This window comes from Dokdonella immobilis (assembly GCF_900115085.1).
Lineage (GTDB): Bacteria > Pseudomonadota > Gammaproteobacteria > Xanthomonadales > Rhodanobacteraceae > Dokdonella > Dokdonella immobilis.
This window is the reverse complement of sequence record NZ_FOVF01000006.1, coordinates 168,350-193,003: the sequence shown is the minus strand read 5'-3', so window position 1 is coordinate 193,003 and position 24,654 is coordinate 168,350. Positions and strand designations below refer to the sequence as shown.

The following is a 24,654-nucleotide window of genomic DNA, read 5'->3' as shown; positions in this document are numbered from 1 at the left end:
TCTTGGCGTCCGCCCCGCATGGACGCCGATTGCATGAAACGATCCCGAACCGCGGCGCTGGTGCTGATGAGTGCCGCACCGCTGCTGCTGACCGCCTGTACCGAGGAGACGACCCGCGAGGGCCTGTACACCTCGATCGACGAATGCGCCGGGCAGGTCGGCGATCTTGCCGCCTGCGAGGAAGCCTTCGACAAGGCGCGGCGGGAGGCCGAGCTCAGCGCACCGCGCTACGCCTCGTTCGACGAATGCGTCGCCGAGTACGGGACCAACCGGTGCACGGCGCGCCGTGATTCGAACGGACATGGCTATTTCATTCCGTTGATGACCGGCTACCTGATGGCGCAGATGTTCCGCGGCGATCAGCGCGCGGGCCTGAGCGGCAGTCCGGCATTCCGCGACGGCAACGGCAACTGGAAGCGCCCCGCACCGGGTTCCGGTGGCGTCTACAGCAACGGCGTGGCCCGTACAATGCTGGCGATTTCGGCCGAGCCGAATCGTGCGCCAACGGTCAAGCGCGGCGGATTTGGCTCGTCAGGCAGTCATCGCAGCGCCGGTTCCTGAATGCGCAGGGTGCCGATTGCCGAGCGCGCAAACTGGCGCGACCGTGCCGCGCAGGCGGGCTTCGACTTCCACACGATCGACGGCGATCGCTACTGGGACGAATCGGTCTTCTACGCCTTCAGCCTGGAACAGATCGAGTCCGATATCGAGGCGCCGACCGAGGAACTGCATGCCATGGCCATCGACATGCTCGATGGCATCGTCGGCAGCGAGGAGCAGCTGAGCCGGCTCGCTATTCCCGAGCCGTTCTGGGACCTTGTCGCACATAGCTGGCGCACCCGCCAGCCTCACCTGTATGGCCGCATGGACCTGGCCTATTCGGGCCGGGCCCCGGCCAAGTTGCTCGAGCTCAACTACGACACGCCGACTTCCTTGTTCGAGGCGGCGTTCTTCCAGTGGCAGTGGCTCGATGACCAGCAGGGCGAAGGTCGCTTGCCGGCGGCCGCCGACCAGTTCAACTCGATCTACGAGAGTCTCGTCGAGGCGTTCGCCACGCTGGCCCCGTCGTTGCCGAGGCCGTTCCACTTTTCCGCCGTGCGCGATTCGACCGAGGATCGCGGCACGGTGAACTACCTGCGCGACTGTGCGATCCAGGCCGGCATCGACTGCGGCTTGCTCGACATCGAGGACATCGGCATCAGTGCCGACGGTCGCTTCACGGATCTCGAGGATCGCGTGATCGGAACCCTGTTCAAGCTTTATCCGCTCGAAGACCTGTTCCGGGAGGAATTCGGCCGCTACCTGGCCGACGCGGACACGCTGCTGCTCGAGCCGCCGTGGAAATCCGTGCTCAGCAACAAGGGCATCCTGCCGCTGCTTTGGGAGAAGCACGAAGGGCATCCGAATCTCCTCGCCGCACGGTTCGACCCGGGTGGTGAGGATCTGCCTCGGGGCTGGGTCCGCAAACCCTTGCACTCGCGCGAAGGCGCGAACATCGAGATGCACCATGAGGATGGGCGCAGGGAGCGGACCGATGGCCCCTACCGCGGCCCGGGCATCCTTCAGGCCCTGCATCCATTGGTCGAGTTCGGTGGCCGTTTTCCGCTGGTCGGCAGCTGGGTCGTCGGCGATCGCGCCTGCGGCATCGGCATCCGCGAAGACCGAAGCGCGATCACGCGTGATTCCGCGCGCTTCGTACCGCATGCCATTCTCGATGAAGACGTCGGCGTGCTGATCGCCTGACGCGCTCGTCGCTCCTTCAGACCGGTAGCACTTGCGCCCGCACGCCCGCCTGCGGGTACGGCGCCGGTGAGAGGGTGCCTGCGCGTGCGGTCAGGCCGCATGACACCGGCTGCCGTCGTCTACTTGGCCAACTGGAACGTCGTGTAGCCCGGCATGGCCGCCGCGGCGAGCACGATCGGCTGGTCGACCTGGTCCGCCTCGACGGAGGCATACACGGTGACGGTCGGCAGGACGGTCACGGCGAGGGCCTCGACGTCCGCGCTTACGGTCAGGGTCGGCATCAGGGTCACCGGCAGCGGTCGTGTCGATGCAAGGCGCCAGCGCGGTGCCGCATGCGGATTCGCCAGGCTGGCCGTCACTTTCATCTCCGGCAGCAAGGTCGCCTGCACCGGGGCACGGGAATCGAGCGTCGCCGACGACTGCGCGGCGGCAGTGATGGAAAACAGCGCGAACATCGTGCCGATCAGGACGGTCGATTTCGCGGCGGTCGGTTTGAATCTGCGAGCGTTCATTTCTTTCTCCTGCAGCGGATGTCACAAACTTCGTTGAGCAAGCACCATGCCACTCGTGAAGTTCGCCTCGCTTGCAGGAAATCAGATGCGCTATCAACGACTTTGGTTGCTAGGACAGAAGTCATGCTCGTGCAAGTGGACACTCTGGCGGACAGCTTTTCATGTCCGTGGACACTGCAAGAGGGATCGGAGGAGGTGATCTGGCCCATGTCCCGCGCACATGTGCGCGCAGGTGCAGGGCGTGCCCCTGGCTGGATCCTGCCGTCATGTGGGGCGGATCGAGGGCGCCGACTCGAGACAACGTTTGTGGCTGCTGCCGCAAACGATCCGCGGCGGGTCAGTCCGGATTCCTGCCGGCAATAGCTAGGGCCAGCCTTACATCGGTGGCCGGGTAGATATGGGAGCGCGGGCCGCGCGCGGTCGGATCGGGCAGAAACGTATTCCGTACAACCGCCACCGGGAACCGGGTGTCCGGTTCGTGCATCGGCGCCGAAACCCGCAGTGCGCCATTCTTCGGGCTCTCGCCGAACAAGGTCCGATAGAGCGCAATGGCTTCGAGCAGGACCAACTGGTGCCCCGGGTGCATGTGGTCCGCGTGCAGCCATCGGACCGAAGGCGCGGCCTGGATGCCGGCCTGCAGGCGATTCGAGATCGAGACGTAGGGGATACCGTTGGCCGTTGCCGCCGCTGATTCGGCCTCGACGATCGCCCGCGAAGCCCGTGCGGAACCCTGATAGGTTCCGAGCAGCAGCGGCTTTGAGTCGCGAGATCTCGCCATGTTTGCGAGGCGTTGCAGCGACACCGCGGCGCGCTTGCAGGAATCGGCGCCGAGCGTGCAGAGGAAATCCCCTCCGCGCTCCTGCAGGACCACATGGTCGTATTTCACCGTGGCCAGAGCACGCTCGACCGATCCATCCTCGAGCCGATCGGACAGGGTCGCTCCACCCTTGACCAGCATGTCGCTGTGGACGGATCGGCCGTTGCGTCTGGCCAGGGCGTCGAACACGGCCGGCAGATTGCCCACGTAGACGAGGCTGTTACCGACAAAGAGCACCCGCAGCGCCGGCGGGTCGATTCGCTCCCTGGCCCAGCCAGCTGCCGGCGTGGCCAGCGCCAGCACCAGCAGCGTCCACGCCACGCGCATCAGATTTGATCGACCGGGTCCGCTGTTCGCATCGCGCCTACTCCGCCAGGGTCAGCAGCGAAGCATTGCCGCCGGCCGCGGTGGTGTTGATGGTGACCGTGCGCTCGGTGGCGAAACGCAGCAGGTAGTGCGGGCCGCCGGCCTTGGGCCCGGTGCCGGACAGGTTTTCGCCGCCGAAGGGCTGCACGCCGACGACTGCGCCGATCTGGTTGCGGTTGACGTAGCAGTTGCCGACCCTGGCCCGCTTGACGATGTGGTCGATGGTGTCGTCGATGCGGCTGTGGATGCCGAGGGTGAGGCCATAGCCGGTGGCGTTGATCGCGTCGATGACCTTGTCGAGCTGGTCGGCCTTCCAGCGCAGCACGTGCAGGACCGGCCCGAAGATCTCCTTGTGCAGGATGTCGAGGCGCGGGATCTCGTAGGCGCGCGGAGCGAAGAAGGTGCCGTGCACGGTGCTCTCGCCAGCGGCGACCTGGCCGATCAGCTTGGCCTCGCGGTCCATGCGTTCGGCGTGCTCGCTCAGTTCCTTGTGCGAGGCTTCATCGATGACCGGACCGACGTCGGTCGAGAGCAGACCCGGGTCGCCCATGGTCAGCTCGGCCATGGCCCCGGTCAGCATCGTGATGACCTTGTCCGCGATGTCTTCCTGCACGAACAGCACGCGCGCCGCCGAGCAGCGCTGCCCGGCCGAGTCGAAGGCCGAGGCGCAGACGTCCTTGACCAGTTGCTCGGGCAGGGCCGAGGAATCGGCGATCAGGGCGTTCTGGCCGCCGGTCTCGGCGATCAGCGCGGCGATCGAGGAATCGCGCGCGGCCAGGGTACGGTTGATCGTCCAGGCGGTTTCGGTCGAGCCGGTGAAGCAGACGCCGGCCACGTCGGGTCGGGTCAGCAGCGAGTTGCCGAGCACCGAGCCCTTGCACGGAACGAATTGCAGCACGTCGGCCGGCACGCCGGCCTCATGCAGCAGCTTGACTGCGGCGTAACCGACCAGGGTGGTCTGGTCGGCCGGCTTGGAGATCACGCTGTTGCCGGCAGCCAGGGCGGCGGCGACCTGGCCCATGAAGATGGCCAGCGGGAAGTTCCACGGGCTGATGCAGACGAACACGCCGCGGCCATGCAGGAACAATTCGTTGGATTCGCCGGTCGGGCCGGGCAGGACTTCGGGCTGGGCGAACAGCTTGCGTGCCATGGCGCCGTAGTAGCGGCAGAAGTCGGCCGCCTCGCGCACTTCGGCGATCGCCGCCGACATGGTCTTGCCGGCTTCGCGCACGCACAGGGCGATGAATTCGGCGCGCCGGGCCTCAAGCAGGTCGGCGGTGTGTTCGAGGATCTTGGCCCGGCTCGCCGCCGGCAGCGCGTCCCAGCCCGGTTGGGCGGCGACCGCATTGGCCAGCGCCTTGTCCAGGGTCGGCACGTCGGCGCCACGGGTCTGGCCGATCACGCGGCGGCGGTCGGCCGGATCGGTCACATCGCGAAACTCGCCGGCATTTTTCACGCCGGGCACCAGCGGTTCGGCCAGCCACGGCTTGCGTGCGGCATTGACGCTGGCAGCCAGCGCGTTCAGTTCGTTGTCATTGGAAAGATTGACGCCCATGGAGTTCTTCCGTTGCTCGCCGAACAGTGCGATCGGCTGGGGGATGCGCGGGTGCGGCTTGGAATCGAGTTGGCGGACCAGTTCGCACGGATCGGCGACGAGGTCGCGGATCGGCACGTCCTCGTCGACCACGCGATTGACGAAGCTCGTGTTGGCGCCATTTTCGAGCAGGCGACGCACGAGGTAGGGCAGCAGGTCCTCGTGGCTGCCGACCGGCGCATAGACGCGGCAGGGCACGTTGAGGTTGTCCTTGCCGATCACCTCTTCATACAGGTCCGCACCCATGCCGTGCAGGCGCTGGTGTTCGTAGGGTCGGCCGCGCGCGTAGTGGTGGATCGCGGCGATCGTATGTGCGTTGTGGGTGGCGAACTGCGGGTAGATCAGCTCGGCGCCGGCCTCGAACATCTGCCTGGCGCAGGCCAGATACGAGACATCGGTATTCGGCTTGCGCGTGAACACCGGATAGCCGGACAGGCCGAGTTCTTGGGCGCGCTTGATCTCGGAATCCCAATAGGCGCCCTTGACCAGGCGCACGCACCAGCGCCGGCCGGCTTTGCGCGCGGTCTCGGCCAGCCAGTCGATGACGAACGGCGCGCGCTTCTGGTAGGCCTGCACGGCCAGGCCGAAGCCGTTCCAGCCGTCCAGGGATGGATCGGCGAAGACCTCGCCGAGCACGTCGAGCGAGAGCTCGAGGCGGTCCGCTTCCTCGGCGTCGACGGTCATGCCGATGCCCTGGGCCTTGGCCATCTGCGCGAGTTCGAGCACGCGCGGGGTCAGCTCGGCGTGCACGCGGGCGCGATTGGCGACGTCGTAGCGCGGGTGGATCGCGGAGAGCTTGACCGAAATCGATGGTGCGTCGAGGACGTCCTTCCACGGGCCGCGCTTGCCCAGCGCCAGGATCGCGTCGCGGTAGGACTGCATGTAGCGCTCGGCATCGTGCGCGGTCAGGGCGGCCTCGCCGAGCATGTCGTAGGAGTAGCGGTAGGCCGCGTTCTCCTTCTGCACCGAGCGATCCTGTGCCTCCTTGATCGTGCGCCCCATGACGAACTGGTAGCCCATGATGCGCATGGCCTGGCGCACGGCCAGGCGGATCACCGGTTCGCCGGCGCGGCCGACCAGCCGGCGCAATGCGCCGACGAAATTGCTGCGTGTTTCCTCGGCCAGCTGGACCAGGCTGCCGGTCAGCATCAGGCCCCAGGTCGAGGCGTTTACGAACAGCGATTCGCTGGCGCCGACGTGCTTCTTCCAGTTGGCCTCGCCGAGCTTGTCGCGGATCAACTTGTCGGCGGTTTCCGAGTCGGGTACGCGCAGCAGGGCCTCGGCCACGCACATCAGCAGCACGCCCTCCTCGCTGGAGAGGTCGTATTCGCGCATGAACGATTCGACTGCCGACTGGTTACCCGCCTTGGCGCGTACGCGGGCCACCAGCTCCGAAGCCCGGGCCAGCACCGCTTCGCGTTCCGCCGCTGTCATGCTGGCCTGGCTGAGCAGTTCGTTGACCGCCTCGGTTTCGTCGCGAGACCACGCCGCGGTGATGCGGGCGCGGGCCGCATCGGCCGTTGCGGGAAGTTCGGGGGACAGGATTTCGCTCACGATGTGTGGGCTCTCGGAGGTTGGCGCAGGGGCGACGGCACGCGTCGCTGCGGGTTGCCCGGGCCGCGAGGATGTCGGTTCGCTGTCATCATCGCGCCCTGGCTGGCTGATCGGGTTCTGGACCGTCTGGTGGTGCGGTGCATCGTTGCTGATCTTCCGGCGCCCCTTGGCTGGGAATCCGGATGCCCCGGAACCTGCGCCGGACTGTTCCGGCCCGGCTCCCGCGGCCCGCTAGTGTAAAGAGCACGGCGGCGGCGGCCAAGCACCCGCACTTGCACGGATGCGACCTATTGACGCGCGCCGAAAGCGCCCGTGCCGGGCTTTTTCCTTGCCGCTCCCGCGCCCACTCCACTATCATTCCGAGGTTCCCTGCATATCGTTTTCACGGACGATGCGCGTCCGGCCCGGTTTGTGGCCGGATCCAGGGCCCGGATTTCCGTATCGGCCGCCAAGGTGGCCGGCATTCGGTTCAAGTGACTTACGTATTCAAGGTGATGGCAATGATGTCAGTTGGGATCTCGCGAATGCGCCGTGCGCTGGCTGCGCCGGCTCTGATCATCCTCGGCATGCTCGCGAGTACCGCGGCCAGCGCCAACCCGCAGCCGTGGCAGCTCAACATGACCCGCGGGGCGACCGAAACCTCGGCCCAGGTCCACGACATCCACATGATCATGTTCTGGATCTGCGTGGTCATCGGCGTGGTCGTCTTCGGCGTGATGTTCGTGGCCATGTTCCGCTTCCGCAAGTCCAGGGGCGCGGTCGCCGCGACCTGGAGCCACAGCACCAAGCTCGAGGCGGCCTGGACGATCATTCCGATCCTGATCCTGATCGGCAGCGCCTGGCCGGCGACCGCGTTGCTGCTGCGCATGGCCGACACCTCCGATTCTGAGATGACCATCAAGGTCACCGGCTACCAGTGGAAGTGGCGCTACGAGTACGTCGACTACTTCGGCAAGCAGCCCGGCATCAATTTCGTCTCGAGCCTCGAAACGCAGTCGAACCGCACGCGCCAGCTCGATTCCGGCCTCGATCCGGCGGCGATCAAGGTCGATGGCGTTTCCACGTATCTGCTCGATGTGGACAAGCCGCTGGTGCTGCCAGCCGGGGTCAAGGTCCGCTTCGTGGTCACCGCCGACGACGTCATCCACGCCTGGTGGGTCCCCTCGCTCGGCTGGAAGCAGGACGCGATCCCCGGCATCATCAACTCGGCCTGGACCCAGGTCGACCAGCCCGGCGTCTATCGCGGCCAATGCGCCGAACTCTGCGGCCGTGACCACGGCTTCATGCCGATCGTGGTCAAGGTGCTGCCGAAGGCTGAATTCGAGCAGTGGATGACCGACCAGGCCCCGGCGCCGGCGGTCGAAGCCACCGCCATCACACTTGCTCCGACGACAGCCCCGCAGGGCTGATTTCGCAACAGAATTCTCGAGGTAGAGGCCATGGCCCACGCTGCCGTCCACGACACCCATCACGACGCCCACGATCACAAGCCGGAAGGTTTCCTGCATCGCTGGCTGTTCACCACCAACCACAAGGACATCGGTACCCTGTATCTGGTGTTCGCGCTGACCATGTTCTTCGTCGGCGGTTCGATGGCGATGATCATCCGCGCCGAACTGTTCCAGCCAGGCCTGCAGCTGGTCCAGCCCGAATTCTTCAACGAGATGACCACGATCCACGCCCTGGTCATGATCTTCGGTGCGGTCATGCCGGCCTTCGTCGGCCTCGGCAACTGGATGATCCCGCTGCAGATCGGCGCGCCGGACATGGCCCTGCCGCGCATGAACAACTGGTCGTTCTGGATCCTGCCGTTCGCCTTCACCCTGCTGCTGTCGACCCTGTTCATGCCGGGCGCCGGCCCACAGGGCGGCTGGACCCTGTATCCGCCGCTGTCACTGCAGGGCGGCAACAGCGTCGCCTTCGTCATCTTCGCCATCCACATGATGGGCATCAGCTCCATCATGGGTGCGATCAACATCATCGCCACCATCCTCAACATGCGCGCGCCGGGCATGGACCTGCTGAAGATGCCGATCTTCACCTGGACGTGGCTGATCACGGCGTTCCTGCTGATCGCGGTGATGCCGGTGCTGGCCGGCGCGGTGACCATGCTGCTGACCGACAAGTTCTTCGGCACCAGTTTCTTCAATGCCGCCGGCGGCGGCGACCCGGTCATGTTCCAGCACATCTTCTGGTTCTTCGGGCATCCCGAGGTCTACATCATGATCCTGCCGGCCTTCGGCATCGTCAGCGAGATCATCCCGACCTTCGCGCGCAAGCCGCTGTTCGGCTACCAGGCGATGATCTATGCGGTCGCCTCGATCGCCTTCCTCTCGTTCATCGTCTGGGCCCACCACATGTTCACGGTCGGCATGCCGCTCGGCGGCGAGCTGTACTTCATGTACGCGACGATGCTGATCGCGATCCCGACCGGGGTGAAGGTGTTCAACTGGGTCACCACGATGTGGGAAGGCTCGATGACCTTCGAGACGCCGATGCTGTTCGCGATCGCATTCGTCATCCTGTTCACGATCGGCGGCTTTTCGGGCCTCATGCTGGCGATCGTGCCAGCCGACTTCCAGTACCACGACACCTACTTCGTCGTCGCCCACTTCCACTACGTGCTCGTGACGGGTGCGATCTTCGCGATCATGGCTTCGGTCTACTACTGGCTGCCGAAGTGGTGCGGCAACATGTACAGCGAGCGCTGGGGCAAGATCCACTTCTGGATGAGCGTGATCTCGGTCAACGTGCTGTTCTTCCCGCAGCACTTCCTGGGCCTGGCCGGCATGCCGCGCCGCATTCCCGACTACAACGTCGCCTTCGCCGACTTCAACATGATCAGCTCGATCGGTGGCTTCTGGTTCGGTGCGAGCCAGTTGCTGTTCGTCGGCGTCATCGTGCATGCCGTCTTCTTCTCGAAGAACCGTGCAACCACGCGGGTCTGGGAGGGCGCGCGCGGCCTCGAATGGACGGTGCCGTCGCCGGCGCCGCATCACACTTTCAGCGAGCCGCCGGTGATCGATGATTCCATGCTTGCTCATGGTGATGTTACGCATTGAGGCTTTGTTTGGCTTGTTTGTTTCTTGCGTTCATCCTTGAACGCAGAGCGGAGAGAAGAAGCAGCCATCCATGGCCGCACTCTTCAAGTGAAGCAACTATTTCTTTGGGTTTTGCGGTTTAGATGAAGAGCGATTCCGGCCAGCACGAATCCACTCCGCGCGCGGCGCGCGTGAAGCATGACGCGCGCGGTATCGCGAAGACGGCATTGTTCGTCGTTGGCGCGTCGTTCCTGTTCGGGTTTGCGATGGTTCCGATCTACCGGATCGCCTGCGAGCACGTGCTCGGCATCAAGCTGTCGGGCGAGGCGGCGGATGCGGCCACGGTGGCGATGATGAAGGTCGACGAGTCACGTACGATCGCGGTCGAATTCGTGGCCAGTGTCAACAGCAAGCTGCCGTGGGCGTTCAGTGCCGAGAAGGCCCGCATCGAAGTGCATCCCGGCGCGCTGACCGAGGTCTGGTTCGATGCGACCAATGAGTCGGGTGCGGCGATCGTCGGCAATGCTGTGCCGAGCGTGGCGCCGAGCGAGGCCTCGCCCTATTTCAACAAGACCGAATGCTTCTGCTTCACCGAACAGACGCTGGAAGCCGGCGAATCGCGGCGCATGCCGGTGCGTTTCGTCGTCGATCCGCAGCTGCCCGCCGGCGTGAAGACGCTGACGTTGTCCTATACCTTCTACGCGAATGAACTGGCCACCGGCCGCCTCGGGCTCGTGTCCGGGTCAGCCAACGGCGTCGCGAAGAACTGACCCATCCTTGAGTCCGGGGTTCCAAGATCATGGCGCATACACAAGGTGCTTACTACGTTCCACACGGCAGCCACTGGCCGATCATCGGCTCCATCGGCCTGTTCAGCACGGTCATTGGTGCGGCCAACCTGTTCAACGGGGGCAGTGGCATCACCTCGACGCCGCTGATGTTCCTCGGTCTCGCCATCATCATCTTCATGATGTTCGGCTGGTTCGGTACGGTGATCCGCGAGTCGGTCGCCGGCACCTACAACAACCAGGTCGACGTGTCCTTCCGCATGGGCATGATGTGGTTCATCTTTTCCGAGATCATGTTCTTCGCGGCGTTCTTCGGCGCGCTGTTCTACGCCCGCATGTATTCGGTGCCGTGGATCGGTGGCGAAGGACACGGTGGATTGACCAACTACTTCCTCTGGCAGGGCTACACGCCGACCTGGCCGACCAATGGTCCCGGCAATATCGGCGGCAACTTCGAGACGATCCCGGCCTGGCACCTGCCGCTGGTCAATACCCTGCTGCTGCTCAGCTCGGGCGTCACCATCACGTTCGCCCATCACGCACTGCGCGCCGGTTATCGTCGCGCCCTGCTGGTCTGGCTGGGCGCCACGGTCGCGCTCGGCGCTGCCTTCCTGTACTTCCAGGCCACCGAGTACATGGAGGCCTATACGCATCTGAACCTGACCCTGCACAGCGGCGTCTACGGGTCGACCTTCTTCATGCTGACCGGCTTCCACGGCCTGCATGTCACCCTCGGCGCGATCATGCTGACCGTGATCTGGTTCCGTTGCGCCAAGGGCCACTTCACCAAGGACAACCACTTCGGTTTCGAAGCGGTCGCCTGGTACTGGCACTTCGTCGACGTGGTCTGGCTCGGCTTGTTCGTTTTTGTTTACGTGCTCTGAGAGCCGGGATTGGGGATTGGAGATTCGAGATTCGTAAGAGCGGGATTTTCGCGATATGCCGTCTTTGGCTTTTGCGAATCCCAAATCCCGAATCCCGAATCCCGTCGCCTAAAGGCCGTGCGGCTGGATGTAGCCGGTCAGCATGCCGATCATGATCAGCACGATCAGCAGGACCGAGATGCCGATGCGTCGGGTCAGGGCCTTGACCGTGCGATCGGTGCCACCCTTGTCGGTCATCATGTAGTAGAGGCCGGCGCCGAGATTCCAGACAATGGCAATCAGGAATACGACGATCAGGATCTTGCTGGTCATGTTCGATTCGTCCGTTCGCGATGGTGGCCAGTATAGTCCCGACCGTCGTGGCTAGACGCTGGGTCAGGCCATCATGGTTCGCGATCCTGCTGACCGTGGCGGGTGGCGCGGCCTTTTCAACCCTGGGGTTCTGGCAGCTGCAACGCGCAGCGGACAAGGAATTGCTGCTGGCCGCATTCGCCGGCGCGTCCGCGCAGCAAGCCGTCACGCTGGACGAGGCGCGACGACACGCCGCAGCCGGTTTGTATCCACACGTGCGCGTCCGCGGTTGGTTCGATACGACCCATACCTATGTACTGGACGACCAAGTGCGCGATGGGCGCCAGGGTCGTTTTTCGTTCGCCATCTTCATGCCGGAGGACGGCGCCGAGGCGCTGCTGGTCAATCGAGGGTTCCTGCCACGCGCCGAATCGGAATCGCAGCCGGACTTGCCGGATGGAGAAGTCGAGTTGAGTGGCTTGTACGCACCCGCTCCGGGTTCGGGACTGCGTCTCGGTGGCAACGCCCTGCCGCATTCCAGCCGCTGGCCGAAGCTGACGATCTACATCGATCCGGCCGAGATCGCGCAGGATGCCGGTCGGCAGCTGGATGACCGGGTATTGCTGCTCGACCCGGATCCGGCGTCGGCCTTCGTGCGCGAATGGACGCCGCAGATCATGCCGCCGGAGCGCCATCGAGGCTATGCGTTCCAGTGGTTCTGTTTCGCCATCGCCTCGCTCGTGATTTTCGTCGTGCTGCATTGGCGACGCCAGAAACCCGGATTGAACTGATGCAAACGAGAAACAAGAAACGCCTGCAGCTGGTCCTGCTCGCCTCGCTGTTCGCGATCCCGGTACTGCTTGCGGTAGTGCTCGCGAACAGCGGCTGGGTTCCGGGTGCGCGCAGCTACGGCCAGGGCATCGTTCCGCAGCGCTCGGTCGAGGACGCCGTGGTCAGCCTGGCTGATGGTTCGCGCCTGGACTGGCACGATCCGGACTGGCGCTGGAGCGTGGTCGCGATTCCCGGTCGCCAGTGCGCCGAGCAGTGCGCGCGCCAACTCGACCTGATCCATCGCGCGCGCATTTCGCTGAACCAGAACTCGCGTCGGGTTCGCCTGGTGCTGCTCGGCACGCCACCGATCGGGCCCGGGGCCGATGAGTTGCTCAAGGTCTGGCAGGTCGGCAGCGATGTCGAAAACCGCTTCGCCGAGTGGAAGCCCGATGTCGAGGACGGTGTCGCGGTGGTGCTGGTCAAGCCGGACGGCATCGCCCTGACCTGGTACGCGAACGGGTTCGATGCGAGTGGACTGCGCAAGGACCTCGCCAAGGTGACCAAGTGATGGCCCGGATTTCGTCGTGGTCCTGGCCGGCCCGTCTGGCCGCGATCGCGGCCGCACTGGCGTTCTGCGTGATCGTGTTCGGCGCCTTCGTACGCCTGACCCACGCCGGCCTGTCCTGTCCGGACTGGCCGACCTGCTACGGCAAGGCGACCTGGCCCGGCCATGAACAGGAAATCAGCGCGGCCAACCTGGCCTATCCCGAGCGTCCGGTCGAAAACCACAAGACCTGGCGCGAACAGGGCCACCGCATGGTCGCAGGCTCGCTCGGCGTGCTGATCCTCGTGCTTGCCCTGAGCGCAGTCTGGCGGCGCAAGGCGATGCGCGCTGCGTTGATCGTTGCGGCGATCGCGGCGGCGATCGGCGTGGTCGGCTACATCAAGGGGCTGCACGGACTGTCCGCCGCGTGCTCGGCACTGGCCCTGGCCTTGCCGCTGGTCGTGGCGGCGCGGCTGGATCGACCGGCTCCATGGCGCGTCGCGGTCGTCATCCTGTCGGTGGTGATCTTCCAGGCCATGCTCGGCATGTGGACGGTGACCTGGCTGCTCAAGCCGATTGTGGTCATGGGTCATCTGCTCGGCGGCCTGACCACGTTCTCGCTGATGAGCTACGTCGCCTTGCGCCTGGCCGGTGTCGGTGCCGAGATTGACGCCGCCACCTCGACTCGTCGGGCCATCGGCGTGGGGTTGTTCCTGCTCGGCCTGCAGATCGCACTGGGCGGCTGGACCAGCGCCAACTACGCCGCCTTGACCTGCGGCCTCGATTTTCCGACCTGTCAGGGCCAATGGTGGCCCGCTACCGATTTCCACGAGGGTTTCATTCTCTGGCGCGGCATTGGCATCGACTACGAAGGCGGCGTGCTCGATGTTGCCGCGCGCAACGCGATCCAGATGACGCACAGGATCGGCGCGCTGGTCGTATTCTGCTACCTGGGCTGGCTCGCCCATCGGCTGGCCCGGCGCGGCTTGCGCGGGCCGGCCATCGCGCTCGGCCTCGGCCTGCTCGTCCAGGTCAGCCTCGGCATCGCCAACGTCAAGCTCGGCCTGCCGCTGTGGGTGGCCCTGGCACATGTCACCGTGGCCGTGCTGCTGCTGTTTACGTTGATACTTTGCCTCGCGCGCTCGCAGCAGCGCGTGACGGCGCGCGGCTGAACCGCTACCGTGACGGCCCATTCGAATTTTCCAGACGCCCATCGCGCATGTCCTCGATCGCACACCAGTACCTGGAGCTGACCAAGCCGCGCGTGGTTGCGTTGATCGTGTTCACCGCGATCATCGGCATGTTCCTGGCCGTGCCGGGCTGGCCGCCGCTGCGCCAGTCGGTGGCCGGTTTCATCGGCATCTGGCTGGCCGCGGCCTCGGCGGCGGCGATCAACCACCTGATCGACCAGCGCATCGACCGCCTGATGGCGCGCACCTCGCACCGACCGCTGGCAACCGGCTCGCTGACCCCGATCCAGGTGCTGAGTTTCGCGATCATCCTCGGCGGGCTGTCGATGGCGATCCTGATCGGCCTCGTCAATGCCCTGACCGCTGCGCTGACATTCGCCTCGCTGATCGGCTACGCGATCATCTACACGGCTTTTCTCAAGCGCGCGACCTCGCAGAACATCGTCATCGGCGGCGCTGCCGGCGCCGCGCCGCCGCTGCTGGGATGGGCGGCCGTGACCGGTGAAGTGCACCCCTACGCGCTGCTGCTGTTCCTGATCATCTTCGTCTGGACGCCGCCGCATTTCTGGGCCCTGGCGATCTTCCGCGTCGAGGACTATTCGCGCGCCCAGGTGCCGATGCTGCCGGTCACCCACGGCGTCACCTACACGCGCTGGCACGTGCTTGCCTATACGATCCTGCTGCTGATCGTGACGATCCTGCCCTACCTGACCGGCATGAGCGGCCTGTTCTACCTCGGCGGCGCGCTCGTTCTCGGTGCAGGCTTCCTCTACTACGCGATCCGTTTGCTCAACCCACCCGATGAGCTGTTCGCGATGAAGGTGTTCAATTACTCGATCGTCTACCTGATGGCCCTGTTCGCCTTCCTGCTGGTCGACCATTACCTGATGCCAATGCCTCCTCCCGCCACGGGCAGCCTGATTTTCAAGCCTGTTTGAGTCGGGAATGGGGAGTGGAGAATAGGGAGTAGGGGAGCGGAAAGCGGGATGACCCGCCGTTCGGCCGTTGAAAATCGGGATTCGGGATCGGGGATTCGCCCGAATCGTGCAGGTGGGGCCAACATGCCCCTTTGTGCGTGCTGCACGTCAGCAAAGGCTTCGCGGCTCAAGCCGCTTCCTGCTTCAGCGTCGCGGCCTGATCGCTCCTGCGTGCATAGTGCTGGGCCAGAACCGCGCAGACCAGCAGCTGCAACTGGTGGTAGATGAGTACCGGCAACACGATCATGCCGAGTGCCGGACTGCCGGCGAACAGGATCCTCGCGATCGGCACGCCACTGGCCAGGCTCTTCTTGGAGCCGCAGAAGACGATCGCGATTTCATCCTCGCGGCCGAAGCCGAAGCGACGGCTGAGCCAGGTCGTGGCAAGCAGGATGAATGCGAGCATGAGGGCGAGCAGAGCGAACAGGACGCCGAGCGTCGGCCATGGCACGTTGTGCCACAGGCCTTCCACCATCGAGGCACTGAAGGCGACGTAGACGACCAGCAGGACCGTGCCGCGGTCCGTATACGCCAGCAAACGGCGGCTGCGCTCGACCCGGCGCCCGATCCACGGCCGCGCCAGATGCCCGGCCACGAATGGCACGAACAGCTCCAGCACGATCTTGCCAATCGAGCCGGAGCCTGAAACGCCTGCAGCGGATGAGTGCAACAGCAGGGATACCAGCATTGGGGCCAGGAAAACGCCAAGCAGGTTGGACAGCGAGGCGCTGCAGACCGCCGCAGCGACGTTGCCGCGTGCGATTGCCGTGAATGCGATCGAAGACTGCACGGTCGAAGGCAGGGCGCACAGGAACAGGATGCCGACGACCAGGCCGGATGGCAGCAGCGCGGAGGGCAAGAGGGCCTCGATGCCGACCCCGATCAGCGGAAACAGCAGATAGGTACTGGCCAGGACCAGCAGGTGCAGGCGCCAATGGACCAGTCCGGCGATGACCGCGTCGCGTGAAAGGCGTGCACCATGCAGGAAAAAAAGCAGAACGATGGCGATCGTGGTAAGCGTTTCGAAGGCGGCGGCGAAAGCGCCCCGGCACGGCAAAGCTGCGGCCAGTGCCACGGTCGCCAGCAGGGCCAGGGCATAACGATCGAATGTCGGAACCAGTCGCTTCATTGTTTCCTTGAAATGCAGGTCCAAGGCTAGCGCCGACCACGCAGGAAGGCGATCGGAAGCCATGCCACCGGCACGCCGTATTTCAGGCAGCGCCGCAGACAGATGCGGGAATGCGGCGACCGATGGTATATGTTTGTCTTCCCGCAACCCAGAACGGCGGCCCATGCGCGACATCCCGAACAGCACGCTGAGCAGCCGCGACGTCCGCACGCTCATGCTCGCCGCGCTTGGCGGTGCACTCGAGTTCTACGACTTCATCATCTTCGTGTTCTTCACGGCGGTCATCGCGCAGTTGTTCTTTCCACCCGACATGCCCGAATGGCTGCGCCAGTTGCAGACCTTCGGCATCTTCGCCGCCGGTTATCTGGCGCGCCCGCTCGGCGGCATCGTCATGGCCCACTTCGGCGACCGCATCGGACGCAAGCGCATGTTCATGCTGAGCGTGCTGCTGATGGCGGTGCCGACGCTGCTGATGGGCCTGCTGCCGACGCATGCCAGCATCGGCATCGCCGCGCCGATCCTGCTGTTGTTGTTGCGCGTGCTGCAGGGGGCGGCGGTCGGCGGCGAAGTGCCCGGTGCCTGGGTCTTCGTCTCCGAACATGTGCCTGACTCGCGCATGGGCTTTGCCTGCGGCACGCTGACCTCGGGCCTGACCTTCGGCATCCTGCTCGGCTCGCTGGTCGCGACCTGGGTCAACACGAGCTGGACGCCCGACGAGGTGCTGGCCTGGGCCTGGCGCTTGCCTTTCATCCTCGGCGGCCTGTTCGGCATGCTCGCAGTCTGGCTGCGGCGCTATCTCGAGGAGACCCCGGTCTTCGAGGAACTGCGCCGGCGTCGCGAGCTGGTCCGCGGCCTGCCGCTGAAAATCGTCCTGCAGGGCCATGGCGGCGCCGTGGTCCGCTCGATGCTGATCACCTGGATGCTGACCGCCGGCATCGTCGTGGTCATCCTGATGACGCCGACCCTCGTGCAGAGCCTGTTCGCGGTCGCGCCAGCGACCGCGGCCGAAGCGAGTTCGCTGGCGACCTTCGCCCTCTGCGTCGGCTGCGTGCTGTTCGGCATCGCGGTCGATCGCTTCGGCGTCGAGCGCGTGCTCGTGGCCGGCGCGATCGGGCTGGTCTTGGCGACAGCGGGCCTGTACCGCACGCTGGCGGTTGCGCCGGAACACTTCACCCTGGCCTACACCTTGACCGGCCTGTTCGTCGGCGTCACCGGCGCGATTCCGAGCCTGATGGTGCGCGCCTTCCCGGCAGCCATCCGCTTTTCCGGCATTTCCTTCGCCTACAACGTTGCCTATGCGATATCGGGCGGCCTGACCCCGCTCGTGGTCAGCCTGTGGATTCGCGCCGGCGAACCGAACGCGCCGGTCTACTACGTGGCCGCGGCCTGCCTCGGCGGTATCGTCGCCGCGCTGTGGGCCCGGCGTGGCGTCATTGCCGCGCAGCGGGCCGAAACTCCCACGCAGGCATGATGCAGCGATGAATCGAGAGAGCGGCAGGCGCGACGCGCTGATCATCGGTGGCGGCCACAACGGTCTGGTCTGCGCCACCTATCTGGCCCGGGCAGGTCTGCAGGTCACCGTGCTTGAACGCCGCGATGTGGTCGGTGGCGCGGCGGTGACCGAGGAATTCCATCCGGGGTTCCGCAATTCTGTGGCGTCGTACACGGTCTCCCTGCTGCAGCCGAAGGTGATCCGGGATCTCGACCTGCACGCGCATGGCCTGCGCATCGTCGAACGCCGGCTCGGCAATTTCCTGCCGTTGCCGGACGGCCGTTCGCTGCGCGTCGGTGCCGGCCTCACCCAGGCCGAGGTGGCCAAATTCTCGAAGCGGGATGCCGAACGCCTGCCTGAGTACGAGAGGCGGCTCGAGGCGATTGCCGACGTACTGCGCGCCCTGGTCCTCGAAGCGCCGCCCAACGTCAGCGACGGTGGCTGGTGGAAAGCCTTGCCCGAACTGTTGCGGGCCGGTCGGCTCGGCCGGCGGCTGCACTCGCTCGATCCAGGCCTTCGCCAGGAGCTGCTCGACCTGCTCAGCATATCCGCGGCCGAATACCTCGACCGCTGGTTCGAGAGCGAGCCGATCAAGGCCGTATTCGGATTCGACGGCATCGTCGGCAACTACGCCAGTCCCTACACGCCAGGCAGCGCCTACGTGCTGCTGCACCACGTGTTCGGCGAGGTCAACGGCGTCAAGGGCGCCTGGGGCCATGCGATCGGTGGCATGGGCGCGATCACCCAGGCCATGGCCAAGGCTGCCGAGGCAGCCGGAGTCGAGATCCGGACCGGCTGCGGCGTGCGCGAGGTGATCGTCGAAAACGGTCGCGCCGTCGGCGTGGTCAGTGAAACCAGCGACGTGCTGCATGCGCGGGCGATCGTCGCGAACGTCAATCCCAAGCTGCTGTACGAGCGACTGATGGCGCGCGACGTGGTTCCGCAGCCGACCCGCGAACGCATGGCGAACTGGCGCTGCGGTTCCGGCACCTTCCGCATGAACGTGGCCTTGGCCGAACTGCCGAGTTTCACGGCCTTGCCGGGGCCGGGCGATCACCTGACCGCCGGCATCATCATGGCGCCAAGCCTGGCCTACATGGATCGCGCCTACACCGATGCATTGGCCACCGGCTGGTCGCGTGAGCCGATCGTCGAGATGCTGATTCCCTCGACGCTCGATGACAGCCTTGCTCCGCCGGGCCGGCACGTGGCGAGTCTTTTCTGCCAGCAGGTCGCGCCGCAACTCTCCGATGGGCGCAGCTGGGACGATCATCGCGACGCGGTCGCCGACCTCATGATCGCGACCGTGGATGCTTACGCGCCAGGCTTCAAGGCGTCCGTGCTCGGACGCCAGGCACTGACCCCGTTTGACCTGGAGCGCACCTTCGGTCTGGTCGGTGGCGACATCTTCCACGGCGCGCTGAGCCTCAACCAGCTGTTCAGCGCGCGTCCGATGCTCGGCCAGGCGAACTATCGCGGCGCACTGCCGGGACTTTATCTCTGCGGTGCAGGCACCCATCCCGGAGGCGGCGTGACCGGTGCGCCGGGACACAATGCCGCGCGTGCGATCGTCGCCGATCTGAAATGAGCGAGCCATCCTGCATGCACGGAATGCAGGATGGCTCGCGCGAAACCCGGCGCGCTCGTTGCAGTTGTCGGCCCAATACGTCATCGTGAGCGGTCAACTCAAAACGGTCCACCGCCATGGCACACGTTCACGCTCCCGGTCTCGTCCTGCGCATGGATCCCGACGAACTGCGCAAGCAAGCGGCTACCTGCAGTTGCGCCGAAGACGACGCCGTCTACGCCCAGCACTATTTTCTCTGCATCAACAGTGACGCCAGTGGCGGCCTCTGGGTGCCCCTGTTCACCGGCGCACGGGTAGGCACGCGCGAGTTGCCGAGATCGGCGCAGACCGGCGACCCGCGCTGGATGGGCATGTCGGCGCACTACGATCCGGCGCAGGTCTGGAAGGCCACGCACAAGGCCGTGCAACGCGCGGCAACGGTCGCCAACGATCGCTCGTCGGCGAAGCTGCCGAATCGGGTCAAGCCGGAATTCGTGCCGGACGTAGCAGAGTTTCCAATCGACGCGCTGCAAAAATAGTCGGTCCAGGCAGCGTTCCGCGCCTGCCGCGCGTGTCGCGCGGAGCGCACGTCCGGATGGCTATCGATGCCCGAGGGGAGGGGTTTCGCCGCACTTGTCGTTCGCGGCCTCGGCGCAGTCGTTGCGATGCGCACTGACAGGCATCTCGTCGCCACGGTCCGTGCCGATGGTCCGCCCCGTGGTCCTTGCGTAACCCTCCCGCAACATCTCCCGGTTACGGTTTCCCGCTTTGGCCATGGCAGTGCTCTGGCCGCGTCACCGAGCGGAAACCGAAATGAAGCAGATCAGCAACCATCGACCGGCGCGTCGCCTTCTCGCCGCCGCCATCTTCCTCCATCTGGCCCATGCCCAGGCACAAACTCCGGTAGAGGTCCCGGATGGCCCGCAGACTCCCGGCCCCGATGCCGCCGACACGGTGCACCTGAAGGGCGTCGAGGTGAAGGGCCGGGCCGAAAGCGGTAACGAAACCCTGTATCTCGACGAGAAACGGCTCGCCCCCGTGGTCACCGAGGCGCTCAGTTCCGAACAGATCTCGCGCACCGGCGACTCCGATGCGGCGACCACGCTCAAGCGCGTGCCGGGCCTGAGCCTGATCAATGGTCGCTACATCTATGTGCGCGGACTCGGCGAGCGCTATTCGAGCGTCCTGCTCAACGGCGCGCAGATTCCGAGCCCGGACTTCACCCGCCGCGTCGTGCCGCTCGACCTGTTCCCGAACGAGCTGCTCGACGGCATCGTCGTGCAGAAATCCTATTCACCGGACATGCCGGGCGAATTCGGCGGCGGTACGGTGCAGTTGCGCACGCGCGAAGTTCCGCGCGGGCCATTCTTCCGCGTCCAGGGCACGCTCGGCTACAACGACGGCACCGCCTTCGAGGATGGCCTGCGCTACGACGGCGGCGGTCGCGACTGGACCGGCTACGACGACGGTGCCCGCGATCTTCCGGGGTCGCTGGCTGCAGCGATCGCCAATGGCAGCTACCTCAGGCCGCAATCGATCAACAATCCGGACGGGGCGACCCCGGCCGAGCTGCAGACCTATGGTCGTGATCTCGCCCGTTCGGGATTCGGCATCAAGCAGGAGAGAATCGGGCCCGACACGGGCTTTTCGCTGGGCCTTGGCAACGGCTATCAGCTCAATGACGACATCCGTCTCGGTGTCATCGGCGCCGTCCGCTACAGCCAGCAATGGGATACCCGTGACGAGGTCCGCAACATCTACAACAGCAGCGACGCCGGACTGACCCCGGTCGGCTCGCTCGCCGTCGACAGCACCGAGCGGGCGATCGACGCGAGCGCCTTCGTCGGCGTGGGGCTCGACATCGGCAAGTACCACCGACTCGGCCTGACCGTGATGCAGCTGCGCCAGACCGACGATCGCACGCGCACCAGCGACGGCATCGTCGACAGCGTCGATTCGCGCTACTACGAACTGAAATGGGTCGAAAACCAGCTCGCCGCGCAGCAGCTGACCGGCAAGCATCTGTTTCCTGCGCTGCACGATCTCGAGTTCGACTGGCAATACACGCGCGCCAAGGCGACCCGCGACGAACCGAACCGGCGCAGCTATCGCTACGACTACTCCGGCGATCTGCTCGAATATTCGCGGCGTTCCGATGCCAACGCCACGGTCTATGGCGATCTTGCGGACAACCAGGATGACTACGGCTTCAAGGCCACGCTTCCGTTCTTCTTCGACGACGGCTCCTCGCTCTCGCTGATGGCCGGCGCCGGCCGCACGACGCGCGATCGCGATTCATCGATCCGGTCCTTTGCCTACCAGCTCACTTCGGGCTCCCCGCTGAACGCCGAGCCCGGCTTCTTCTCGCAGCCGATCGACGCAATTCTCGACGATGCCAACATCAGCCCTGACGGGTTCGTCCTGCGGGAGGTCACCCGGCCGACCGACAACTACATCGCCGAGCAGACCATCACCAGCGCGTTCTTCAATGCCGACCTGAATCTTGGCGCCTGGCGCTTCATCGCCGGTGCGCGCCGTGAGAAGAACGACCAGTCGGTCACCACCTTCGACATCGGCAACTCGAATTTCGACCCGATCGTATCAAGCGACAAGGCCAGCACCTGGCTACCCGCCGCCGGCATCACCTGGGCCTACAGCGACAACGCCCAGTTGCGCGCCGGCTACAGCCGGACCTTGTCACGCCCCGACTTTCGCGAACTCTCGCCGGCACCGTTCACCGATCCCGAGCTCGACATCGACACGATCGGCGATCCCGATCTGAAGACCACGCGCCTGCGCAATCTGGACCTGCGCTGGGAGTACTACTTCGGGGGCGCCGACAGCGTGTCGGTGGCGCTGTTCCAGAAGAAGTTCGAGAATCCGATCGAGAAGCTCCGCCTGCCGGGCTCGACCGTGCTGCTCAAGCTGGCCAACGCGGCCAGCGCGGACAACCGCGGCATCGAGATCGATGCGCAGAAGGGCCTCGGCTTCATCAGCGAACGCTGGCTGCACGGCGTCGACCTGAGTGCCTGGCACGTCGGCTTCAACTACGCGCGCATCAAGTCCTCGATCGAACTCGACCCGGCGACTTCCGGATTCCAGACCAACCAGTCGCGACCGATGCAGGGCCAGTCGCCCTATGTCGTCAACCTGCAGCTCGGCTTCAGCGGCGAGTTCGATGAGGCCAACCTGCTGCTCAATCGCTTCGGTCGGCGCATCTCCGAAGTCGGCGTGCAGGGCCAGCCCGACGTCTACGAGGAGTCCTACGACAGCCTCGATTTCCTATGGCGTCATCGCTTCGGCGAGGACTGGCGGGTGACCCTGCGCCTGCGCAACCTGCTCGACCCGGACGTCCGCTTCACCCAGGGCGGGCTCGACACGCGCGTGTATTCGCGTGGGCGTGAAGCGCTCGTATCGCTGGAATGGCGGCCGTTGAAATAGTTCCGTCACCGAAGTCCACGTCCTGTAGTCGAATGGTCATTCGACTGTCGGCTCCATGTCATCGATATCTGCGCATCCTTCGGGACCGTAGCCAGCTGCGCAGCCCGCGCTGGCAACGCCGATTTCAATCCGATGGAGATCAAGCATGACACGATTCATCAAGAGCGCTGCGCTGGCAGCATGCGTGGCCACCGGCCTCGTCTCGGTTGCCGCCAACGCGGCCGTCACCATTACCAGCGAGTTCGCAGGCAACTGGGCAGACGATGCTCGTCCGAACAAGGGCTGGGATATCGATGTGCTGACCCGTCCAAATGGCGACAAGGTATTGTTCCTGTATTCGGCGACCTACGATGCCGACGGTAACCCGATGTGGATCACCAGCAACTTCGATTTCAAGGAATTCGAGTTCTCGTTCAGCGGTCAGGCATTCGGAAATTTCACGGGCTCAACGTTTTCCGGATCGGAAACGCCGACCCTTCAGTTGCTGGGAACGATGAATGTCAGCGTCGAGAGCTGTGGCGAAATCAACGTCAGCCTGACCCCGAACGTGGCCAGCGGCCTGCAGCCGGTTTCGCAGCGCCTGATTCCTTCGCAGGTACTTGCCTCCGGAGTCGCCCAACGTGGCGACAAGTGCGTTTACAAGACCAAGTTCAGCGGCTGCCCGGCCGGCACCACGCCAGGCGTCCAGCCCCGCAGCTGCATCCTGCGTGGCCAGATCTCGCACGACATGACCCTGACCAACAACACGACCTGGGTGCTTGATGGCCTGGTCAAGGTTGGTGGCGACAACACGGACCAGACGGTCCTGACGATCGAGCCGGGCACCCTGCTCACCGGCAATGGCGCCACGTCCGACTATCTCTACGTACAACCGGGATCGCGCATCATCGCGGATGGCACGGCGTACGCGCCGATCATCTTCACCAGTCCAGACGACGGTGTCAGCAGCGGCCGCGACCCGGCACCGAAGGACTGGGGCGGCGTTGTACTTTCCGGCAATGCGCCGAACAACAAGTGCCCGGCCGCGCCATTCGACTGCCGCAGCGAGTTCGATCCGAACCTACGCTACGGCGGCGACAAGCCGCATGACAGCTCGGGCATCCTGCGCTACGTGCAGGTGCGCTACAGTGGCTATGTGTTCACCGAGGGTCGTGAAGTCAACGCATTCACCATGCAGTCCGTCGGCGACGGCACCGTGCTTGACTACCTGCAGGCCTATCGGGGTGGCGACGACGGCATCGAATTCTTCGGCGGCACCGCCAACCTGCGCCACCTGGTCGTGACCGAAGGTGGCGATGATTCCATCGACTGGGACGAAGGCTGGAGTGGCAAGGCTCAGTTCGCCTACTCGAAGACCGGCACCGGCTTTGGAGAGGACAACGGTTTCGAATCGTCGAACCAGAACGAGAACCAGGATGCGACGCCGCGCGCGATGCCGACGATTTCCAACTTCACGTTCATCGGTGGTCCGACCGCCGGCGATGGAATCCGCCTGAAGGAAGGCACCGGCGGCCATCTGGTCAATGGCGTCGTCAAAGGCTACGACAAGGATGGCAAGGCCTGCCTGTTCATCACGAATGCGCCGACCTACGCTGCCGCCGGCACGCCCACCGCGTTGTCGGGCAGCACGACGATCGATCACGTGTTTCTGAATTGCGCGACCCAGTTCAAGCAGGACGACGGTGCGCCGTGGACGGCCGAAGCGTTCTTTACGGCGCAGCCTGGCAACTCGGTGGCCGACGCCATGCTGAACGGATATCTGCCGATGGCCACGTCGCCGGTGCTGACCGGTGGTCGCCTGATCGAGGACAGCTTCTTCGAGCCGGCGCCCTATGCCGGTGCGTTCAGCAGCGCCGCGAACGACTGGACCAAGGCCTGGACCTACCAGGTCCAGTAAGCAGCGGACATCATCAAGGCGTGGACGGATCCGCGCCGCTGAAACTTGCCGGAGCG

20 protein-coding genes are annotated in these 24,654 nt (G+C 65.1%); 15 read left to right on the top strand and 5 right to left on the bottom strand.

The window, feature by feature from the left end; genetic code table 11:
* Nucleotides 1–33 precede the first annotated feature (33 nt).
* Nucleotides 34–561, top strand: a complete 528-nt coding sequence (locus BM125_RS07020) for a DUF1190 domain-containing protein (RefSeq protein ID WP_092406380.1) — start codon at nt 34–36, stop codon at nt 559–561.
* Complete coding sequence (locus BM125_RS07015) at nt 562–1,743, top strand: glutathionylspermidine synthase family protein (protein ID WP_092406313.1); 1,182 nt, start codon at nt 562–564, stop codon at nt 1,741–1,743.
* A 119-nt stretch (nt 1,744–1,862) separates the two neighbouring features.
* Here the strand turns inward: BM125_RS07015 and BM125_RS07010 are convergent, their stop codons facing one another.
* The 3 genes from BM125_RS07010 to putA form a co-directional block, all read right to left on the bottom strand.
* Nucleotides 1,863–2,255, bottom strand: coding sequence for a hypothetical protein (locus BM125_RS07010; RefSeq protein ID WP_092406311.1), 393 nt, complete (start codon nt 2,253–2,255; stop codon nt 1,863–1,865).
* A gap of 337 nt (nt 2,256–2,592) precedes the next feature.
* Nucleotides 2,593–3,399, bottom strand: coding sequence for an SGNH/GDSL hydrolase family protein (locus BM125_RS20155; protein ID WP_092406309.1), 807 nt, complete (start codon nt 3,397–3,399; stop codon nt 2,593–2,595).
* Between the two features lie 37 nt (nt 3,400–3,436).
* Nucleotides 3,437–6,589 (bottom strand): bifunctional proline dehydrogenase/L-glutamate gamma-semialdehyde dehydrogenase PutA, encoded by a 3,153-nt coding sequence (putA, locus tag BM125_RS07000; RefSeq protein WP_092406307.1) that lies wholly within the window; start codon nt 6,587–6,589, stop codon nt 3,437–3,439.
* 521 nt (nt 6,590–7,110) lie between these two features.
* Between putA and coxB the strand changes: the two genes are divergently transcribed.
* The 4 genes from coxB (at nt 7,111) to BM125_RS06980 (ending at nt 11,299) form a co-directional block, all read left to right on the top strand.
* Nucleotides 7,111–7,995, top strand: a complete 885-nt coding sequence (gene coxB, locus BM125_RS06995; protein WP_245778832.1) for a cytochrome c oxidase subunit II — start codon at nt 7,111–7,113, stop codon at nt 7,993–7,995.
* A 30-nt stretch (nt 7,996–8,025) separates the two neighbouring features.
* Nucleotides 8,026–9,648: a cytochrome c oxidase subunit I gene (gene ctaD / locus BM125_RS06990; protein WP_092406305.1), complete on the top strand. Its 1,623-nt coding sequence runs from the start codon at nt 8,026–8,028 to the stop codon at nt 9,646–9,648.
* 122 nt (nt 9,649–9,770) lie between these two features.
* On the top strand, nt 9,771–10,397 hold the full coding sequence (locus BM125_RS06985; protein ID WP_092406303.1) for a cytochrome c oxidase assembly protein: 627 nt from the start codon (nt 9,771–9,773) through the stop codon (nt 10,395–10,397).
* 29 nt (nt 10,398–10,426) lie between these two features.
* Nucleotides 10,427–11,299: a cytochrome c oxidase subunit 3 gene (locus tag BM125_RS06980; protein WP_092406301.1), complete on the top strand. Its 873-nt coding sequence runs from the start codon at nt 10,427–10,429 to the stop codon at nt 11,297–11,299.
* Nucleotides 11,300–11,407: 108 nt separating this feature from the next.
* Here the strand turns inward: BM125_RS06980 and BM125_RS06975 are convergent, their stop codons facing one another.
* Nucleotides 11,408–11,611: a twin transmembrane helix small protein gene (locus tag BM125_RS06975; protein WP_092406299.1), complete on the bottom strand. Its 204-nt coding sequence runs from the start codon at nt 11,609–11,611 to the stop codon at nt 11,408–11,410.
* A gap of 20 nt (nt 11,612–11,631) precedes the next feature.
* Here BM125_RS06975 and BM125_RS06970 point away from each other — a divergent pair, with 20 nt between their 5' ends.
* From BM125_RS06970 to BM125_RS06955, 4 genes are read left to right on the top strand one after another with little or no spacing between them, the layout of a single operon-like run.
* A complete protein-coding gene (locus tag BM125_RS06970; RefSeq protein ID WP_092406297.1) occupies nt 11,632–12,381 on the top strand; it encodes an SURF1 family protein in 750 nt (249 codons plus the stop codon).
* Nucleotides 12,381–12,929: a hypothetical protein gene (locus BM125_RS06965; protein WP_092406295.1), complete on the top strand. Its 549-nt coding sequence runs from the start codon at nt 12,381–12,383 to the stop codon at nt 12,927–12,929. Before BM125_RS06970 ends, BM125_RS06965 begins: the two co-directional genes overlap by 1 nt.
* The gene (locus BM125_RS06960) at nt 12,929–14,077 is read left to right on the top strand and encodes a COX15/CtaA family protein (RefSeq protein WP_092406293.1); all 1,149 of its coding nucleotides are present in this window, start codon (nt 12,929–12,931) and stop codon (nt 14,075–14,077) included. Before BM125_RS06965 ends, BM125_RS06960 begins: the two co-directional genes overlap by 1 nt.
* Nucleotides 13,978–15,033, top strand: a complete 1,056-nt coding sequence (locus BM125_RS06955; protein ID WP_281243933.1) for a heme o synthase — start codon at nt 13,978–13,980, stop codon at nt 15,031–15,033. Before BM125_RS06960 ends, BM125_RS06955 begins: the two co-directional genes overlap by 100 nt.
* 166 nt (nt 15,034–15,199) lie before the next feature.
* Here the strand turns inward: BM125_RS06955 and BM125_RS06950 are convergent, their stop codons facing one another.
* The gene (locus BM125_RS06950; protein ID WP_092406377.1) at nt 15,200–16,201 is read right to left on the bottom strand and encodes a bile acid:sodium symporter family protein; all 1,002 of its coding nucleotides are present in this window, start codon (nt 16,199–16,201) and stop codon (nt 15,200–15,202) included.
* Nucleotides 16,202–16,364: 163 nt separating this feature from the next.
* Here BM125_RS06950 and BM125_RS06945 point away from each other — a divergent pair, with 163 nt between their 5' ends.
* From BM125_RS06945 to BM125_RS06925, 5 genes are all read left to right on the top strand, one after another.
* Entirely contained in the window at nt 16,365–17,672 is a 1,308-nt protein-coding gene (locus tag BM125_RS06945; RefSeq protein WP_092406289.1) for an MFS transporter, read from the top strand.
* A gap of 7 nt (nt 17,673–17,679) precedes the next feature.
* Nucleotides 17,680–19,281 (top strand): phytoene desaturase family protein, encoded by a 1,602-nt coding sequence (locus tag BM125_RS06940; RefSeq protein ID WP_092406287.1) that lies wholly within the window; start codon nt 17,680–17,682, stop codon nt 19,279–19,281.
* Between the two features lie 116 nt (nt 19,282–19,397).
* Nucleotides 19,398–19,799 carry a hypothetical protein gene (locus BM125_RS06935; RefSeq protein WP_139224890.1) on the top strand — a complete coding sequence of 134 codons (402 nt, stop codon included), beginning with the start codon at nt 19,398–19,400 and terminating at the stop codon, nt 19,797–19,799.
* Nucleotides 19,800–20,073: 274 nt separating this feature from the next.
* Entirely contained in the window at nt 20,074–22,701 is a 2,628-nt protein-coding gene (locus BM125_RS06930) for a TonB-dependent receptor domain-containing protein (RefSeq protein ID WP_175497945.1), read from the top strand.
* A 145-nt stretch (nt 22,702–22,846) separates the two neighbouring features.
* Nucleotides 22,847–24,598 (top strand): hypothetical protein, encoded by a 1,752-nt coding sequence (locus tag BM125_RS06925; protein ID WP_092406281.1) that lies wholly within the window; start codon nt 22,847–22,849, stop codon nt 24,596–24,598.
* Nucleotides 24,599–24,654: the final 56 nt, after the last annotated feature.